The organism is Raineya orbicola (assembly GCF_002843425.1).
In the GTDB taxonomy this organism is placed as follows: Bacteria; Bacteroidota; Bacteroidia; order Cytophagales; family Thermonemataceae; genus Raineya; species Raineya orbicola.
Genome location: NZ_NKXO01000054.1, coordinates 1 through 15,128, shown reverse-complemented (window position 1 = coordinate 15,128; position 15,128 = coordinate 1). Strand labels below are relative to the sequence as shown.

The following is a 15,128-nucleotide window of genomic DNA, read 5'->3' as shown; positions in this document are numbered from 1 at the left end:
TTCTGTTTGTAAAAGCAGGAGGATTTCTAATAAATTTGGCATTTTTTTTAGGTTAATCGTTGGAAAATTTTCCTAAATAAATGCCATTTTTTTATTTTTCCAAATACCTCAATTGGCGGTCATATTGATAATTTTTCAAAGAATTTATTAGCTTTGCCCGTCTATGATTTTCAACGCAAAAATTCTTTTATGTATTATTCTAAAATTACGGGATTAGGATACTATGTCCCTGAAAATGTTGTTACGAATTTTGATTTAGAAAAACTAATGGATACCTCAAACGAGTGGATTATAGAGCGTTCAGGTATCCAAGAAAGACGTTTTTTTACCGAAGGTAAAGATGCTACTGCTACAATGGCGGCAGAAGCCTCTAAAATGGCACTCCAAAAGGCAGGACTGCAAGCTCAAGATATTGACTTAATCGTTTTTGCTACTTTAAGTCCTGATTATAATTTTCCGGGTTCAGGTGTGCTTTTGCAGAGAATGTTACCTTTTCGAGAGATTGGTGCTATTGATGTGAGAGCCCAATGCTCGGGATTCATCTATGGATTATCCATTGCTGACCAGTACATCAAGACAGGAATGTACAAAAATGTATTGGTAGTAGGTTCTGAAATTCAGTCCAATGTTTTAGAATTAAGCACGCGTAACCGAAACTTTGCGGTGCTTTTTGGTGATGGGGCAGGAGCTGTTGTATTGCAAGCTACTACCAATCCTCAACACAGAATTCTTTCTACTCACTTGCATTATCAGGGTCAGTACGCTGAAGACCTAATGCTTGAACACCCTGGGAGTAGGCTCAAACAACGTATTTGGGCTTCTATGGTAGAAGAAGGCAAGCATTTACCTGTTATGCAAGGGCAAGCCGTATTTAAGCACGCTGTGGTGCGTTTTCCTGAGGTAATTCGTGAAGCTCTACAAGCGAATGGTTATACCGAAACTGATTTGGATTTGGTGGTGCCACATCAAGCCAATTTACGCATTACTAAGTACATTCAGCAAGTAATGAACTTGCCTGATGAAAAAATTGTAAGTAATATCCAGAAATATGGCAATACTACGGCGGCATCTATTCCCATAGCTCTCTGTGAGGCTTATGAGCAAGGACGCCTCAAAGTGGGGCATTTAGTTTGTCTTGCGGCATTTGGTAGCGGCTTTACTTGGGCTTCTGTACTTATTCGTTGGTAGCCTGATTTACAAGAATATACAAAAAAATGCTAAAAAATTTTGAAAAAAAATTTGGAACTTATTGAAAAAAGTGAAACCTTTGCAATCCCAAATGCAAATAAAGGAGTTTTAGCTCAGCTGGTTCAGAGCATCTGCCTTACAAGCAGAGGGTCGGGGGTTCGAATCCCTCAAACTCCACAAAAATTCTTATTTTGGCTCTAAAACAAAAAGTTTTAGGGCTTTTTTTATGCCCTTTTGGTGTCTTATCGCTTGCAAACCGCTTGCAATTTGTTTTATTCAAACTTAAAAAACACTTTCAAATTTTCTTGTAATTTGGGTTTAGTTCAACTAAACCCATAATTCTATGATAAAAAAATGAATATTCTGTTTTGGGTTCGCAAAAATTATGTAACCCGTAAAGGTACTGCACAAATCATTTGTACCCTCTCCATTGACGGCAAAAAAATTGACATCGGCACAAAACTCGCCATTGAGCCAAAAAATTGGAAACAAGCCAAACAAAAGGCCTACGGCGAAAACAGCTTATTTGTAAATGAAGCCCTTGCCAAAATCAAAACCGCACTTATTCAAATTAAGCAAAATTTTGAGCTTCAAGGCAAAATTTACACTTTGCAAGACATCAAAAACGAATTTTTAGGCAAAAACACCAAAATTGAAGTGAATAACCCCAAAACAACTATTTTGCAAGATTTGGAAAAGGTGCAAACCATAAGAGCCAAAAACAATTCTGAAACCACTAACCACCGTGATAAATCTTATTTCCGTAAATTCAGGCAATTTTTAGAAAAAAACAACCTTATCCACGAACCCACCGAAAAAATAAGTAAGATAGATATTTTGAATTTTTTGGATACTATCAAAGGAAATTCAATCACTTACAACAATTATCTTACTTTCTTGAAAGCCGTTTTTAATCTTATGCTTCAAAGGGAAATGATTAGCAAAAACCCTTGTGAAGGGATAAAAAAGCAAAGGGTAAGGCAAACGAAAAGCGTTGCATTTACCGCAGAACATGCCAAAATATTAGCCCAAACCTGTAAAGAATACGACACCGAACTTTATATTTTTTGTATGTGCATTTTTTACACTTTTATCCGTCCAATAGAGTTAAGACGCCTCAAAGTCGGACAAGTAGATTTAGAAAATCAAAAAATATACATTGACGGCACACAATCCAAGAATAAAAAAAGTGAATACGTGGTTATCCCTGACATTCTCAAAAATATTTTCCTGGAAACGAAATTTTTGGAAAGGGACAAAAACGAGTTTCTTTTCTCAGACTATCAGAATTTGCATTACAGCCGAAACAAATACAGCGAGGCTTTTTCAAAGATATGCAAAGCATTAGGTATGCCCAAAAATTATTCTTTGTATTGCTGGAAACATACGGGGGTAGTGGCTTACTACAATGCAGGAGCGAAAATTAAGTTTATTCAAATGCAGTGCAGACATAGCAGTTTAGACGAAACCAACAGATATTTGAAAGATTTAGGACTTTTTGAAAACGAGGAAATCCTCAAAAACGCCCCTGAAATATAATAAAAAGCCGTAACAAATAAATTTTGTTACGGCTTATCATTATTTTTGTCTTTGTCTTTATTTCTTTTTAGTACCTTGTGGGCAATACCTTCAATGCCACTTTCTTTTTCTAATTTCAACAAATGTTCAAAAAATTCCCTGCCCCCGTGCATCTTAAATTTGGCATTTACCCACCTTTCATAAATTTTACTTCGTTTTTTATCCATTGCAGTAAATCATTTTGAACTCCCATTCAATTGGCTTGCTTAATTCTAAAAATTTCAAAACTCCTTTTTCAAATACTGCAAGCCCATACAAAGGTAATAGTTTTTCTGTAAATCCCAAAAAATTATACTCCCAAAAACCATATATTCGGGTTAAAGGATTGTATATCAAATAAATAATATCGTTTTCAGTTATGTTCAATTTTTCCATCTCTGTTTTTACAGCGGAAAAATCTATTTCATCTTTTTCAAAAAAGTAAGGTAAATCATCATCACCGAACAACCCTGGTGCTTCCTCTTGTATTTTCAAATCACGTTTGATTTTTTTCTGTTCGTCTTTGAGTTTTTGAGCAACTAAATTGAGGGCATGACGTTCAGGGTCGGTATAAACTCTCATGCTAACCTTACTTGTTGCCAAACGTTCCCTGATAGTGTCTAAATCTTTTTGTATTTGGTTTAATCTTTTGTAAAGCTCACCATATAAACCTTTTTCTTTGATATTTTCAACAGGTTCGCATTTTAGGTTTGCACATTCAGGAAATAACCTATCTTCACCCCAAGAAATTCGCTTTTCAACAAGTTCAAAAAAATCCTCTTTACTCATTCGGTTATTATGAACGTCTGCAAAAATAAAATTAAAGCAGTCGTCTTCATAGGTGTTTGTAAATTCATCGCCGTACTTTTTACGCAATTCACCCACCCACATGGCACGCGTTTCAAGGTGCGGAAATTCGCTTCTGTTTTCGCTTTGCAGAGCTTGCATAAAAAGCCCGTTTGGGTTGAGATAGCTCCAAAGTTCTAATTTATTATGCTTACCCTTAAAAGTGCGTTCTAATTCGCTTTTTGTTGCGGGTTTTAAGCCTTTTTTATGGTCGCCGTCCCGCATAAGTTTGTAAGCCTTCAAATCCTCAATCAAGTTTTCTTGATTGGCACTTCTATTGGCATCCACTCTTGCAAATTGTATGGCTTCTGCTTCTGTACCTTCAAAAAAACGTACAGGGATAGTTTTTGCCCTACGGCGTTTCATACCCTCTAAACGGCTATGCCCTGAAAGGACAAAATATTTGTTTTGCTTTGGGTCAAGCCAAACAACGATGGGGTCAAATTTATTTTTATCAAAGTTTTCGGCTACGCTTTGGGCGGAAAGTTCAGAAAAAGCATTGGTTCGGTTTTGAAAACGTGCCGTGTCGGTGTGGATTGCAGAAATAGGCATATTTGCAGCATAACACCCCAAATTATTCGGTAATTTCGGGGGTTGTGCGGCTTCGGGGTTGGGAAATTCGTCATAAATACCGCTATTTTTGTTGATGTACTTCATCATTTTTGTTGTTTCTACCCGCTAAACCGAAAAAACCTAAAAGGATAGGCAACATCATTGCAAGAAAGTTGCCCGCTTGCTCAAAAGTAATTCTGTTTTTGCTTGCAAGAAAAAGCGTTACAAGTGTGCAAAGACTTGCAAGAAAGACGCCCACAAACGTTAAAAAAGCGTCTTTGGTTATATTTTTAGGGTTGAAATTCATTTTTTTATAATTTTATTTATTGTGATTATTACCCCTAATGCTACACTTCCCCACAAGACATTTTTGAAATTACCCCAAAATCCGCCTTTTCCATCGCTACCACTCCAAAACTCTTTTGTCCCTTGCACGATTTTTTGAAATGAGTTATCAATCTTTGTAATACTATTTTGAATAGTTTCAAAAAAACTTTCTAGCAGTGTTTTTTGTAAGCCAAGATTTTCGTCTTTTTTTACCCAACCTTTTCGGTCTGTAATTAAGTTTCTTACTTCCAACCATTCGGAACTTCCATTGGTATAAACCCAACCCGTCCAATACCAGTGCCTGTCTTCTTTTTTCGTGAAAAATGCTGGTTTTGTTACAGTAGGTAAATAAAAAAAATGCTCTATTTCGCCTATTTTGTTTTTGCCTGAAAAATCATAAACAGGTTGTTTTGTGTAGTCTTTTTTTACCGAAACCGCCCTTGCTCCCGTGTATTTATCCCAAACCCAATGAATATACTTTGAAACCCCTATATTTTGCAGGTTTGGCATAGGATTTTTTTTTACACCAACTTCATAAACAATCCACTGGTCTGAAAATCCGATGGTTTTTTCTTGCCAAACAACTTTCACCAAAACGCATCTTTTTTCTTTGGCAAGAATTTTTTCGGCTTCTTTGGGTGTAGAAGCAGGAATATACCCAAAGGTTTTGCCTGTCTTTATATCAAAAACTAACCACCTTTTCATTAAAACCACTGATTTATTACTTCATTGATTTTGCGAATCGTTACATAACCGTTCGCCCTTTCGTCCCTAAATGCGGGGTTCATTGCTTTTATACTTTCTGCGTTGCCGTCCCCCTTTGAGCCGAGTATATGATTAGGGTTTGAACTAAATTTTATACTTGCGGGGTTGAAAACCATTAAATAGCAATCCAATTTGCTTTTGATACGTCCAAAGTTTCGCACTCCGTCAAGGAAAAATTTTCTAACGTATTTCAGTTGATAGTCTATTCCTTGCTCCAAAATATTTCCTTTTTGATATACTTTTGAGCCGTCAATATAAGTATCATATTGCGGCGAATATACGGGACAAAACCCAATCAGTCCCCCACAACAAAAATTGTAGCGTGTCTTTTGTAAGTATCCTGGGCAATTTACTTTGCTTTGTGGGCTTAATGTTTTGGCTGTTTCAAAGTACATCAGCCCAAAAAGCCAACCCGCAGGGATACCCAATTCTTTTGCAAGATTCTCTACAAAAGCATTGTGTTTGGGGTCTTTGAACCTTGCATTTTGGGCAATTAAATTGCCTTGTTGAGGTTTTTGTTTTTCCTCTTTTGCTTTTTTTGAGCCTGAAAGCAACAAAATACCCCCTATGAGCAAAAGAAGTTCCATTATTCAAGATTTATTTTGTAATACTTTGAAAGAACATCAAGCGAGGCAACAAAAACACTTTGCGAAAGATAAAATCTTGCTTTTGGGTTAAAATATAGTGCAATCGCATACGCAAGTGGGAAAAGGAAAGCTGTATCAGCTCGTAAAGTTTGATTTGGCAAAAAACCTGAATACTCACTTACCTTTCGTATGAAACGAGCAGGATTGGCACTCCAGGCTTGGGCAATCGCTTCAATTGTGTTTCTATTGCGTTTAGTTATGTAATTATGCAGTAAATACATAACCGCAGCAATGCCCGCAAAACGGTTGATAAATCTTTTGCTATTTGTGTTGCTTACTATTTCACCGAACCACCTGTTTTGCGTTTTTTGTATAAACCCAAAATTCCAGCCCTGTATTTCGCCAATTTCGCTATCTGTAAGTTTCTCTATTTTTGTAGGATACGGAATTTCCGTTGGTATTTCTTGGCGTCCTGAAAGTTCATCTATTGGGTGAGTGTTCGGATTATTGGGGTTTGGGTCGGGTTTATTTGGGTTTTGGTTGGGTGAAATAGGCTTTTGGGCTTTACTTTGGTTACTGATAAGTATCGCCGCAAGCAAGCCCAAAAGAAACAATATCCCGCCTTTGCCTTTCCCTTTCATCTGAAAAAGTTTTTAATTTGTAAAATAAGTTGCACAATAAGTGCAGAAAAACCCGCAACACTGGTTACTTGCCAATAAATTTTCTTTTTGAACTCCTCTAAAATACTCAAACGCTCATCTAAATCGTGGTATTTATCCACAAGTCCCATGTGCTTAAAATCTTTATCGCCAATAAGAGCCGTTTCAATTTTCTTGACACGTTCTAAAAGTTCGTTTATTACTTCTTCATTCCCTTGCATATCTTTGAACGGTATTTAATGCCACAAGGGCGGATTTATTTTGATAGTCTTCTGAAAGCAAAAGTTTTGCGTCTTCTCTATTGGTAAAAAATAAATTTTCTACCAAAACCGCAGGCATTACAGTAGCAACAAGGATAGTAAAATTTTCCTCAAAATCGCTGTCGCCGTCGCTCAAATCCTCACGGATAGTGATTTTTTTACCAAACATTTTTTTTGTTTCCTCAGCCCAGATTTGTGCAATTTTATCGGCTTCGGTTTGCCCTTTGCTTGTCCAAACGCTCCAGCCTCTTGGGGCTTCGCCTTCACCTTTGCTACTATTGCCAAATGCGTTTGAATGAAAAGAAAGCAAAATTGGGGTGTAGCCTTGCAATTTGTCTTGCAAAAAGAAAGTATTTGCCAAGTGGCAACGTGTAAGCAAGGGGGTATCTAAATAGTCGTGGTAAATTTTTCTTGCAAAAATTCCTTCTTTTTCGCAAAGTTCCGCAAACTTGCCAGCTATCTTTCTGTTTACTTCGCCTTCGTAAATAGTAAAATCCTCTTTACCCTTTTTATCTAAAAAGGTGTAAAGTTTTCCAATATGCGGGGGCGTGTAGTAACGACCCTGAAATATTCCGCCGTGTCCGGCGTCAATATACACTGCAATTTTTTTCATATGCCTTTGTAAATTATAGGATACCCGAAAAGGTCTTGCCGAAAATTTCCTATGTCCCAATCTATTTTTATTTCAGTCAAAAAATCATATAATCTACTTTGCATTGCCTCAAGCTCTTTGTAAGTCCAGCAGTAAATTCCGCGTCTTTCAATTCTGCGGTCGCAAACAATACCAAACTGATTACGTATTTCTGTCGTTTTCAGAATTAGCATTGCTTGTAAGTCTTTTTTATTTTCATAATTTTCCAAATCGTTCGGCAAAATCAAGTTATTTGGAAAAATGGGACTTATGTACATTTTGTAAATTTCGTATGAAATAAGCCTACCAAAAAACGGCAATTGTTGCCCGTTTAAGCCTGTTTTGGTTCGCCCCCTTACTGCATTTCTAATAAATGTAAGCGTACTTCTCAGCGTTTGAAGTTCGTTTGTCTCCTCCGAGGGCGTGGAGTCGCCTTCCTCATTTCTTACCTCTCTTACAATTTGCAAATCGGGGAAAGGGTCGTTTGTCATAACGCCCAAAACAAATTCGCTTACATAGTCTTCCACTCTTTTCGCTCCTTGTATCATAGTTCTAAGTAGGTTTTTATTACAAGTAAAATTTGCGAACCCCCTGTTGCAAACTTAATTTCGTAAAATGTCTCATCTTGGTAAGTACCGCCGTAAAACACTGGCGAAAAAGTATCGCCTGGGTTTAGTACAATACCCGAAACAGAAACTGGAACTGAACCGAGATTGCGAAATACAATTTGTACAAAACCATCGCTTACAATGCGTTGGTCTTCTTTGATGTATTCAAATACATTTCGCAATTTTTCCATTTTCATAGCAGTTTATTTTTACGCAAGCTATCTTTCACTAAATCAGCATTCAAAGCCAAAAGATTAGCCAAATTTCCCGTTAAGGTTATTAACTCCTCAACAGAAAGGAATTTACTCAATTTTTCAAGATTTTGGCTTAACTTTTCTTGTTCCTTGCTTAATTCTTGCGTGCCTGCAATTTCAGGCTTTTCGGTTTTTTGCAGTAATTCAAATAACCTTGAAACTTTATCAAGCATATCTTCTTTATCTCCATCAGCTTTCATTTTCATTTGCAAGAGTTTCATTTGAAACTCCATTTCTTTTTTGTCAAGCTCGCGTTTTAGGCTTTCAATTTGCATAATATAGCCGATTTCGCTATTGCTGTAAGCTCCTGCAATTTCTTTCGGGTTGCCAATATGGAACTGATATTCTAACTCCGCCGCTGTCGCTTTTGGGTGCTTTCTGCCGAAAAGGCTATATTTGCCATCTTTCAAAAAAGTAATGTTTTGGGCAAGGAAATCTAAACTGGTGGCAAGGTCGCTTTCTTCATCATCAAAACGGGCAACGGGGTTGCCTGTGTTTTTATCCACAATTCGCCAAAATTGTAAGGCGTTTAGCTTTGCCCACTCCAATACCTCATTTTTCATATACGACAATAAGGTTTATTACTTTGTCAATTTCGCTAGGGGTTGGAGCTGTTTCCAGTATCAAGGTAGATTTTTCCCAAGCAATCTTACCCGAACGGATTTGAAAAGCCGTTGCATAAGTACGCAAGTCGCAAACTTTTAGCCCATCAATTGCCCACTTACCAGTCGTTTCAAGTAAGTTCAAACGTGCTTTCTTTTGCAAATTATCCACGTCTGCATTATTTATGTAATCATTGCTTGCGTAAATGCCTACAATTTTTCTGTCTTTAAAAAGGTATTGGTCTAAAAATTTGTATTCAGTCCGTCCCGCTTGGACTTTTACGGAAATGACGCTAATTGCCTCTTTTTCTGTAACTTGTATGAGCATAGCAGTATTTTTTTAGAAAAAAAAGCCCCTTACGGGGCAAAACAATGGGGGGCTTACCTTGCTCCGCTTGACACAAGTACGCCAAGTGCTTTACAAACAAGCAGGTGGTCTTTGTCTTGGGTGTCAGGGGTAATTTGCCTTACAGCTTCAATGAGCATATTTGAAACGGAAGGCAAAACAACTTCAATTTCGTGCTTTTTCTCACCGTTAAAGATGATAAACGGCTCAAGATTTACATAGCCAGCCAAAGTGCTTTCACGACTTGCAGTTGGTTCAACGTTAGTTTGAGTTTGAGGGATATACAAATGACGGTGCATATCCATTTTTTCAAAATAAACCTTGTTGTCCAAAACTACTTTGTAATAGCCGTTATAGACTAAATACAAATGTTCGTTTCTTTGACTTGCTGGGCTTCCTGTTGCAAGAGTAGCAGGAGGAGGCGTAAGGGTTGGAAAAATATTTACATTCGGATAAGTTTGTAAATATTCTGTGCCTCTTTCGCTTCTTTTTACTGCGGCAAGGAAAAATCCTAACTTGTCGCAAATAAATGTATCCGTGCTATTCAAATACACGTTAGGAAACTCGGTTTTTTGATTAAAATCAAACTTGTAATTAGTTTGATTGTTTTTTAGTGGCACGGAAGCAAGTAAATAACTTTGTGTAGCGGTTTTATTAGGAAACCTCTGTTGTGCCATTTGCAACACGCTTCTTGTTCGGGTTGGTATCATTTTCATACTATTTTTTTTTTTAATAAACGTCCTCTTGAAACTCTGCGACTTGGGCTTCGTCCTCGTCGGCTACTTCATCGTAATAGCTTGCAACGTCCTCGTCGCCTGATAAACTTTCCGCAATCTCCTGAATGCCGTTGATAGCTTCGGCAAGTTCAACTGTATTCATAACCTCCTCAGGTATGTATCGCACTTCTTGTGAAGCAACAGGGCTGGCAACTTCTGCAATTTCAGCCAAGTTCAAATTTAAGTTAAATTGCCCTTTGGCTACGGCAAGCACACCGAAAGCAATCATACCCGCTCCGATGTCTTCCAAAATAGCCGCTTTTTTGCCAAGTTTTGGCAAAACTGCACCTGCTACAATCAAAATGCCACCTTTGAAAAGTGGTCGCATGGTTGAAGGCAAAATTTTGTAAATCGCATTTGCACCGATAGCACCCGCACCAGTGCCGCCGACTTTCATCAATATTGCTTTGAAATCAATGTTTTTCATATTCTATGCGGCAAGTTTGGTTACACGTTTGATAATTTCTTCTTTGCGTTTTTTAGCGTTGTCAATGTCTTTGCATTTTTGTTGCCATTCTTTTAGACGCTGTTCGTATTTCAGCCAAGTATTTAGCGAGGCTGAGTTTTTTGGTCTTTTGGGTTTTTTGGGATATTTTCTTTTTGCCATAGCAGTAAAATTTATTTTTTCATTAGTAAGAATACGCCAGCAACAAAGGCAACCCAAAGCATTGGGGGGGTTCCTGTTTGTTGCTGATTTAGTTCCAAAGTCTGCCCCTGCCCTTGTGCCTGATTTGTGGGGTCTTGTGTTTCGGGACTGCTTGCCCGCAAGTTTTGCGTTTGTAAATTCAAGTTTGTGTTTGGTGTTTGCTCTTGGGTGTTGGGGGCTTGCTCTTGTGTGGTATCTTGTTCGGGTTGTTGCTCGCCTTGCTGAACTTGTTTGATTTTGCTTTTTGCCTTATCAATCAAACGCCCCAATAAGCCTCTCCGCTGTTTTGCACCTTTGGGCAAAGAAAGATTTTTTGACTTTCGTCTAAATACGTTTTTTGCAACATTGCCAACCTTTTTAAGCCCGCCACGCCTTACGAAATTCACAACGCCACGCCCAACCGCCACGCCTGCGGCAAGTGGCAAAGCTCCTATTTCAACACCTCTTTGAGCTTTCTCAACGCCCCTGAAAACCCGCAAAATGGTTGTGTAGAAAACGTCCATTTCGCTGTTTTCAATAGCTTTCAAAATTGCACCTTCAAAGAAAGCTGTATCAAAAGCGGTAATTACATCATTAAGAAGTTGCTTTTCTTTTTCGTTTTGGCTGTACTTATCCAAAAAGGCTTTCATATTTTCAAGCTCTTTTCGGATTTCAGCTTTCACACTTTCTGAAGCGTTTGCGATTTCTGCAATTTCGCCCATTCCCGCTCCTTCAATTCCTGAAACTTCATAAATATCAGGCATAACATCAAGTTTTTTTATGTATGGTAGTTTTTCGCTATTGAAGCTGTGCCAAGTGGCATCCAATTTTATTTCATCGTTTTCATCGTTTCCGTGTGGAATAACCACATAAACATGATGATAATTTCTATCGGGGTTGTATGTTGTAAATCTGAAAAATGCCTTTATTCCCAAATGGTGCAAAATTGACATCGCAACTATGCTGAACGTTTTGCAGTCTCCAAAACCATCATGCAATGCTCTTGCAGGGCTTTTGATGTATTGCACGCCTTTGGGGTCTTTTTGGTAGCGTAAATTTTGTTTTAAGAACCACCAAATTTTTTCGGCAACTTTCACGGGGCATTTGCAAGGCACTTGAAAATTTTTTGAAAATTCTTTCAGTTGTGGCAAATACTTTCTATAAACCCGCAAAATTTCTTTTATGATGTCTTCGGTACCGCCTGCAATTACTTTCAGCTCCTCTCTAAAATTTGGTGTCGGTATCATTTCTTTTTACCCAAAAATTGTAATATTCCTTGCAATTGTGAGCTTATATCTTTTAGGCGTTGTCTTATATCCACCTCAAAAGGTGGAATATTAAAACCAGAACTTTGCCCTGAAAATGCTATCGTTCCTGTTACTTCTCCTATCATTTTTGTATTGCTGAAAAAATATTCCTTCAAAACGTTTAGCAGTTTGAGGGCTGGAATATTGATTTCAAGTTGTATTTCTTTTGTACTTCTTGGGTTTATTACGTGTGTGCTTGCATTTTCAGCCGTTGCAAGAACATTGTCAAAGCTGTTTGTAAGGTTGCCTTTTGGATATTTTAGCAACAGAAAAATTTTGCTTATCGTATAAGTTTGGTTTGAGCTATTTACCACACCAAGCGTTACAAAAGCCTTTATTCCTGATGTACTTACTTGGTGTATTCTAAAAGCATTTATGCCCACTACCAAGTTATTTTGTGCAACGCTTGCACGTCTTAAACCCAAAAAAGCTATCGTACCTAAAAGAGCTAACCAAAACATTTCTTTTTGTTACAAAAATGAAAAATGCCCCGCAGGAGGGCAATAGTAATGGGTAAAATAAAACACCTTTTGTTACAAAAAAGCACTAAAAGGCACTATTTGGGATTTTTTAATATTGTTTGAAACTTATTTTTTTACTATCTTTAAGCACTAAAATAACCAAAATATGAGTGAGCTACCCGAAAAAATACAAATTGTTCGTGCCAAAGATATTATGCAATGGTATGGATATAGCAGAAACAAAGCTTTTGAGTTAATAAGGACTTGCAAAAAAATTTTCGGAATAAACCACAAAGAAGCCTTTATCCCCTTTGACGTGTGGAGCGACTTTTTGCATTGTCGCTTACCCGAAAAATCATCCGAAAATCAGGCTGAAATCAGCCAAAAATCAGCCAAAAATCAGCCAAAAATCAGTCGAAAATCAAGCTAAAATCACTTATTTAACGCCAATAAATCAGCCAAATTTATTTGCAGAACATCGCTGTAAGCAGTTTCAGCAAATAAAATTTCTTTGCCTTTTTTATAGTATTTTCGCCAAAGATTTTTTCGGTAATTGTACAAGAAAACTTCTTGGTGTTTGTATTTTTTGATAAGTTCATTTTCTATTTTCCAAATAGTTGCACCGCTCCAAATCTTTTCTATTTCCACCGAAACCAAAACTTTTTCGGTTTCAATATCTACAAAAGTAATATCAGGCACTTTCTCACAAGTAGGCTTATTGTTTGCCGTGCCTTCTTGGAATGCTTCAAACTTTTCAAACTTGGTAAGCAAGTAAAAATTTATCACAATGTTTCTTGCAAATTGTTGGTGAGAAACGGCGGGGCGTGCCATTCCTATACCCTCCAAACTATATCCCATAAGGTAAATTTTTTTTGTACAAAAGTAAGAATTTTTAAGGTTATACACTAATAGAAAGTTTACAAAAATTCAAATTCATCTTACTACATTACTACAAATCAAAAAATCCCGCTCAACTTTCTGTATTCGCATATTTTTGTAGTAAGGAGCTTCTTACTACAAATTACAACTTACTACAAAATACCTTACTACAAGTCTCACCATCTTACTACATCTTACTACAAAATTTTAGAAAAATCCCCCCCCCTTTGCTTGTTTCGCATTTGTAGTAATGTAGTAAGTGTAGTAAGATGGTTTTGAGATTCTTCACTTTTTTAAAAAAAAGCAAAAAAAAAAGTGCCTTCAAAAATTGCACTTTTTTTATTTTTGTCTATTTATTAAAAATTATGTAGTAGCCGTATTTCGGAAATTTACTGCCTTCAATTCGTTTTGAAGTTCTTTCATATTTAAGGAATTGAAGGGCTTTACCTAATAAAATTACATTTGTTTTGATTGGGCTTAATTGCGATAATCGTTCATGAATTTCTGAAACTGTCAAAAATTCGCCTAAAAACTCGTTGTCAGTTGGTTCGCAAAATCTTTGCAAAAGTTCTATTTCGCTACTTATTTTCGTAAATTGTAGGTTTCTTGTTTCGTTGATAGCGATTTCCTCTTGCGTGAGTTTTCCCGTTTCGCCTGCTTTGTAGGCTTGATAAGCCTGCCACCAAACCGCATTTACATCAATTTTTTGGCTATACTCAAAGTTTATGGAGTGCGTGTAAAAAGCCACCCACCGCACCGAACCCGTTGGGTCTGTTAAAAAATCCTCGTTATTGGTGCTTGCAAAGAAATTGGCAACCCGCTTCACGCTGGTTGCTTTGGGTTCATAAGGCAAACGCACTTTTATAGTATCCTTTGAAAAATAAGATTTAAGCGTATTGATTTCGGCACGGGCAAGCGTACTTAACTCGTCAAACTCCACGAAAATTGTTTTGGCTCTAAAACTTGCGGGTTTTAGAGTTTTTTTTTGGCTTTTCTGCTCAAAAACCCGTCCCACTTTCTCAAAATTCGCTTGCAAAACGCTTGCAAATTTTCTTACACTTGGGTTTAGTAACCTAAACCCTTAAAATCTATGCTAAAAAAATGAATATCTTGTTTTGGGTTCGTAAGAACTACATTACCCGTAAAGGCACAGCACAAATTATTTGCACTATTTCCATTGAAGGAAAAAAAATTGACATCGGAACGCCCCTTTCTATTGAGCCAAAAAACTGGAAACAATCCAAGCAAAAGGCTTTCGGTGAAAATAGTAACTTCATCAATGAAGCTATTAGTAAAATTCGCAATTCATTGATTGAAATCAAACCGAAATTTGAAGCACAAAGCAAAAACTATACCTTGCAAGACATCAAAAACACTTTTTTAGGCAAAAACACAAGAATAGAAACAAAACAACCCACCATAACCATTTGTCAGGCTTTGGAAAAAGTGCAAGAAATCAGAGCTAACCACAATGCAAGCACAACCAATTTCAGAGACAAATCCTATTTTCAGAAGTTTAAGCACTTTTTAGAAAAGAACAATCTTTTATACCAACCCGCAGAAAGTATCAATAAAACTAATATTTTGGCTTATTTAGACGAAATAAAAGCCAAAAACAATTCAACCACGTATAACAATTATTTTTCGTGGCTGAAAGCTGTTTTTATAGTTAGAAGTTGTTTAGGATTGAAAAAGATTTCCAATGAAAGTTGTATATTTAGGTGCTGAAACTAAAATATTACTTTTCATGGAAATCTTAAGCAAAGATAATGAGGTTGTTTAGGATTTATTTTTTTTGATAATTCTTCGGATAAAAATGACCATAAAGGATAAAATTAACAAATTTACCCACGTATCTACTCTGGTTTCATAGCGTATGATTAAAGCCTTGAATTGGT

At 36.9% G+C, this 15,128-nt stretch carries 23 protein-coding genes and 1 tRNA gene; 5 read left to right on the top strand and 19 right to left on the bottom strand.

The genetic code is table 11. The annotated features are described in order from the left end of the window. The first annotated feature begins 189 nt into the window (after positions 1–189). The 3 genes from Rain11_RS12735 (at position 190) to Rain11_RS12725 (ending at position 2,727) form a co-directional block, all read left to right on the top strand. Complete coding sequence (locus tag Rain11_RS12735) at positions 190–1,188, top strand: 3-oxoacyl-ACP synthase III family protein (RefSeq protein WP_101359753.1); 999 nt, start codon at positions 190–192, stop codon at positions 1,186–1,188. A gap of 102 nt (positions 1,189–1,290) precedes the next feature. Further along, a tRNA-Val gene (locus Rain11_RS12730) sits at positions 1,291–1,365 on the top strand. Positions 1,366–1,542: 177 nt separating this feature from the next. Then, on the top strand, positions 1,543–2,727 hold the full coding sequence (locus Rain11_RS12725) for a tyrosine-type recombinase/integrase (protein WP_101359752.1): 1,185 nt from the start codon (positions 1,543–1,545) through the stop codon (positions 2,725–2,727). Positions 2,728–2,753: 26 nt separating this feature from the next. Here Rain11_RS12725 and Rain11_RS12720 read toward each other — a convergent pair whose 3' ends face one another. The 17 genes from Rain11_RS12720 to Rain11_RS12645 are packed head-to-tail and all read right to left on the bottom strand — an operon-like array spanning position 2,754 to position 12,351. After that, positions 2,754–2,933, bottom strand: coding sequence for a hypothetical protein (locus Rain11_RS12720; RefSeq protein ID WP_101359751.1), 180 nt, complete (start codon positions 2,931–2,933; stop codon positions 2,754–2,756). Beyond that, positions 2,926–4,248: a ParB/RepB/Spo0J family partition protein gene (locus Rain11_RS12715; RefSeq protein WP_165778141.1), complete on the bottom strand. Its 1,323-nt coding sequence runs from the start codon at positions 4,246–4,248 to the stop codon at positions 2,926–2,928. Before Rain11_RS12715 ends, Rain11_RS12720 begins: the two co-directional genes overlap by 8 nt. Then, positions 4,226–4,450 (bottom strand): hypothetical protein, encoded by a 225-nt coding sequence (locus tag Rain11_RS12710; RefSeq protein ID WP_101359749.1) that lies wholly within the window; start codon positions 4,448–4,450, stop codon positions 4,226–4,228. The genes Rain11_RS12715 and Rain11_RS12710 overlap by 23 nt, the downstream gene beginning before the upstream one ends. After that, positions 4,447–5,175, bottom strand: coding sequence for a hypothetical protein (locus tag Rain11_RS12705; protein WP_101359748.1), 729 nt, complete (start codon positions 5,173–5,175; stop codon positions 4,447–4,449). Before Rain11_RS12705 ends, Rain11_RS12710 begins: the two co-directional genes overlap by 4 nt. Next, positions 5,175–5,822, bottom strand: coding sequence for a hypothetical protein (locus tag Rain11_RS12700; protein WP_101359747.1), 648 nt, complete (start codon positions 5,820–5,822; stop codon positions 5,175–5,177). Before Rain11_RS12700 ends, Rain11_RS12705 begins: the two co-directional genes overlap by 1 nt. Further along, positions 5,822–6,463, bottom strand: a complete 642-nt coding sequence (locus Rain11_RS12695; RefSeq protein ID WP_101359746.1) for a hypothetical protein — start codon at positions 6,461–6,463, stop codon at positions 5,822–5,824. Before Rain11_RS12695 ends, Rain11_RS12700 begins: the two co-directional genes overlap by 1 nt. After that, positions 6,460–6,702, bottom strand: a complete 243-nt coding sequence (locus tag Rain11_RS12690; protein WP_101359745.1) for a hypothetical protein — start codon at positions 6,700–6,702, stop codon at positions 6,460–6,462. The genes Rain11_RS12695 and Rain11_RS12690 overlap by 4 nt, the downstream gene beginning before the upstream one ends. Then, complete coding sequence (locus Rain11_RS12685; RefSeq protein WP_101359744.1) at positions 6,689–7,354, bottom strand: N-acetylmuramoyl-L-alanine amidase family protein; 666 nt, start codon at positions 7,352–7,354, stop codon at positions 6,689–6,691. The genes Rain11_RS12690 and Rain11_RS12685 overlap by 14 nt, the downstream gene beginning before the upstream one ends. Continuing rightward, complete coding sequence (locus tag Rain11_RS12680; RefSeq protein ID WP_101359743.1) at positions 7,351–7,920, bottom strand: hypothetical protein; 570 nt, start codon at positions 7,918–7,920, stop codon at positions 7,351–7,353. Before Rain11_RS12680 ends, Rain11_RS12685 begins: the two co-directional genes overlap by 4 nt. Then, on the bottom strand, positions 7,917–8,177 hold the full coding sequence (locus Rain11_RS12675; protein ID WP_101359742.1) for a hypothetical protein: 261 nt from the start codon (positions 8,175–8,177) through the stop codon (positions 7,917–7,919). Before Rain11_RS12675 ends, Rain11_RS12680 begins: the two co-directional genes overlap by 4 nt. Beyond that, on the bottom strand, positions 8,174–8,797 hold the full coding sequence (locus Rain11_RS12670; protein WP_101359741.1) for a hypothetical protein: 624 nt from the start codon (positions 8,795–8,797) through the stop codon (positions 8,174–8,176). The genes Rain11_RS12675 and Rain11_RS12670 overlap by 4 nt, the downstream gene beginning before the upstream one ends. Next, complete coding sequence (locus Rain11_RS12665; protein ID WP_101359740.1) at positions 8,787–9,164, bottom strand: hypothetical protein; 378 nt, start codon at positions 9,162–9,164, stop codon at positions 8,787–8,789. The genes Rain11_RS12670 and Rain11_RS12665 overlap by 11 nt, the downstream gene beginning before the upstream one ends. A gap of 53 nt (positions 9,165–9,217) precedes the next feature. After that, the gene (locus tag Rain11_RS12660) at positions 9,218–9,898 is read right to left on the bottom strand and encodes a hypothetical protein (protein ID WP_101359739.1); all 681 of its coding nucleotides are present in this window, start codon (positions 9,896–9,898) and stop codon (positions 9,218–9,220) included. 13 nt (positions 9,899–9,911) lie between these two features. Further along, a complete protein-coding gene (locus Rain11_RS12655) occupies positions 9,912–10,385 on the bottom strand; it encodes a hypothetical protein (protein ID WP_101359738.1) in 474 nt (157 codons plus the stop codon). A gap of 3 nt (positions 10,386–10,388) precedes the next feature. Further along, the gene (locus tag Rain11_RS13950) at positions 10,389–10,565 is read right to left on the bottom strand and encodes a hypothetical protein (RefSeq protein ID WP_165778140.1); all 177 of its coding nucleotides are present in this window, start codon (positions 10,563–10,565) and stop codon (positions 10,389–10,391) included. Positions 10,566–10,576: 11 nt separating this feature from the next. Further along, positions 10,577–11,830: a transglutaminase domain-containing protein gene (locus Rain11_RS12650; protein WP_101359737.1), complete on the bottom strand. Its 1,254-nt coding sequence runs from the start codon at positions 11,828–11,830 to the stop codon at positions 10,577–10,579. Further along, a complete protein-coding gene (locus Rain11_RS12645; RefSeq protein WP_101359736.1) occupies positions 11,827–12,351 on the bottom strand; it encodes a hypothetical protein in 525 nt (174 codons plus the stop codon). The genes Rain11_RS12650 and Rain11_RS12645 overlap by 4 nt, the downstream gene beginning before the upstream one ends. A gap of 166 nt (positions 12,352–12,517) precedes the next feature. On the opposite strand from Rain11_RS12645, the gene Rain11_RS12640 reads away from it, so the two are divergent. Beyond that, entirely contained in the window at positions 12,518–12,781 is a 264-nt protein-coding gene (locus Rain11_RS12640) for a hypothetical protein (protein WP_101359735.1), read from the top strand. Positions 12,782–12,783: 2 nt separating this feature from the next. Here the strand turns inward: Rain11_RS12640 and Rain11_RS12635 are convergent, their stop codons facing one another. Continuing rightward, the gene (locus Rain11_RS12635) at positions 12,784–13,209 is read right to left on the bottom strand and encodes a hypothetical protein (protein WP_101359734.1); all 426 of its coding nucleotides are present in this window, start codon (positions 13,207–13,209) and stop codon (positions 12,784–12,786) included. A 370-nt stretch (positions 13,210–13,579) separates the two neighbouring features. Next, positions 13,580–14,266 carry a VapE domain-containing protein gene (locus tag Rain11_RS12630; RefSeq protein ID WP_101359733.1) on the bottom strand — a complete coding sequence of 229 codons (687 nt, stop codon included), beginning with the start codon at positions 14,264–14,266 and terminating at the stop codon, positions 13,580–13,582. Positions 14,267–14,331: 65 nt separating this feature from the next. On the opposite strand from Rain11_RS12630, the gene Rain11_RS12625 reads away from it, so the two are divergent. Further along, complete coding sequence (locus Rain11_RS12625; protein WP_101359732.1) at positions 14,332–14,958, top strand: Arm DNA-binding domain-containing protein; 627 nt, start codon at positions 14,332–14,334, stop codon at positions 14,956–14,958. Positions 14,959–15,128 lie beyond the last annotated feature (170 nt).

Excerpts from the sequence above, each read along its gene's own strand:
- Rain11_RS12735 (WP_101359753.1), top strand. The coding sequence starts at position 190 with ATGTATTATTCTAAAATTACGGGATTAGGATACTATGTCCCTGAAAAT.
- Rain11_RS12725 (WP_101359752.1), top strand. The coding sequence starts at position 1,543 with ATGAATATTCTGTTTTGGGTTCGCAAAAATTATGTAACCCGTAAAGGT.
- Rain11_RS12720 (WP_101359751.1), bottom strand. The coding sequence starts at position 2,933 with ATGGATAAAAAACGAAGTAAAATTTATGAAAGGTGGGTAAATGCCAAA.
- Rain11_RS12715 (WP_165778141.1), bottom strand. The coding sequence starts at position 4,248 with ATGAAGTACATCAACAAAAATAGCGGTATTTATGACGAATTTCCCAAC.
- Rain11_RS12710 (WP_101359749.1), bottom strand. The coding sequence starts at position 4,450 with ATGAATTTCAACCCTAAAAATATAACCAAAGACGCTTTTTTAACGTTT.
- Rain11_RS12705 (WP_101359748.1), bottom strand. The coding sequence starts at position 5,175 with ATGAAAAGGTGGTTAGTTTTTGATATAAAGACAGGCAAAACCTTTGGG.
- Rain11_RS12700 (WP_101359747.1), bottom strand. The coding sequence starts at position 5,822 with ATGGAACTTCTTTTGCTCATAGGGGGTATTTTGTTGCTTTCAGGCTCA.
- Rain11_RS12695 (WP_101359746.1), bottom strand. The coding sequence starts at position 6,463 with ATGAAAGGGAAAGGCAAAGGCGGGATATTGTTTCTTTTGGGCTTGCTT.
- Rain11_RS12690 (WP_101359745.1), bottom strand. The coding sequence starts at position 6,702 with ATGCAAGGGAATGAAGAAGTAATAAACGAACTTTTAGAACGTGTCAAG.
- Rain11_RS12685 (WP_101359744.1), bottom strand. The coding sequence starts at position 7,354 with ATGAAAAAAATTGCAGTGTATATTGACGCCGGACACGGCGGAATATTT.
- Rain11_RS12680 (WP_101359743.1), bottom strand. The coding sequence starts at position 7,920 with ATGATACAAGGAGCGAAAAGAGTGGAAGACTATGTAAGCGAATTTGTT.
- Rain11_RS12675 (WP_101359742.1), bottom strand. The coding sequence starts at position 8,177 with ATGAAAATGGAAAAATTGCGAAATGTATTTGAATACATCAAAGAAGAC.
- Rain11_RS12670 (WP_101359741.1), bottom strand. The coding sequence starts at position 8,797 with ATGAAAAATGAGGTATTGGAGTGGGCAAAGCTAAACGCCTTACAATTT.
- Rain11_RS12665 (WP_101359740.1), bottom strand. The coding sequence starts at position 9,164 with ATGCTCATACAAGTTACAGAAAAAGAGGCAATTAGCGTCATTTCCGTA.
- Rain11_RS12660 (WP_101359739.1), bottom strand. The coding sequence starts at position 9,898 with ATGAAAATGATACCAACCCGAACAAGAAGCGTGTTGCAAATGGCACAA.
- Rain11_RS12655 (WP_101359738.1), bottom strand. The coding sequence starts at position 10,385 with ATGAAAAACATTGATTTCAAAGCAATATTGATGAAAGTCGGCGGCACT.
- Rain11_RS13950 (WP_165778140.1), bottom strand. The coding sequence starts at position 10,565 with ATGGCAAAAAGAAAATATCCCAAAAAACCCAAAAGACCAAAAAACTCA.
- Rain11_RS12650 (WP_101359737.1), bottom strand. The coding sequence starts at position 11,830 with ATGATACCGACACCAAATTTTAGAGAGGAGCTGAAAGTAATTGCAGGC.
- Rain11_RS12645 (WP_101359736.1), bottom strand. The coding sequence starts at position 12,351 with ATGTTTTGGTTAGCTCTTTTAGGTACGATAGCTTTTTTGGGTTTAAGA.
- Rain11_RS12640 (WP_101359735.1), top strand. The coding sequence starts at position 12,518 with ATGAGTGAGCTACCCGAAAAAATACAAATTGTTCGTGCCAAAGATATT.
- Rain11_RS12635 (WP_101359734.1), bottom strand. The coding sequence starts at position 13,209 with ATGGGATATAGTTTGGAGGGTATAGGAATGGCACGCCCCGCCGTTTCT.
- Rain11_RS12625 (WP_101359732.1), top strand. The coding sequence starts at position 14,332 with ATGAATATCTTGTTTTGGGTTCGTAAGAACTACATTACCCGTAAAGGC.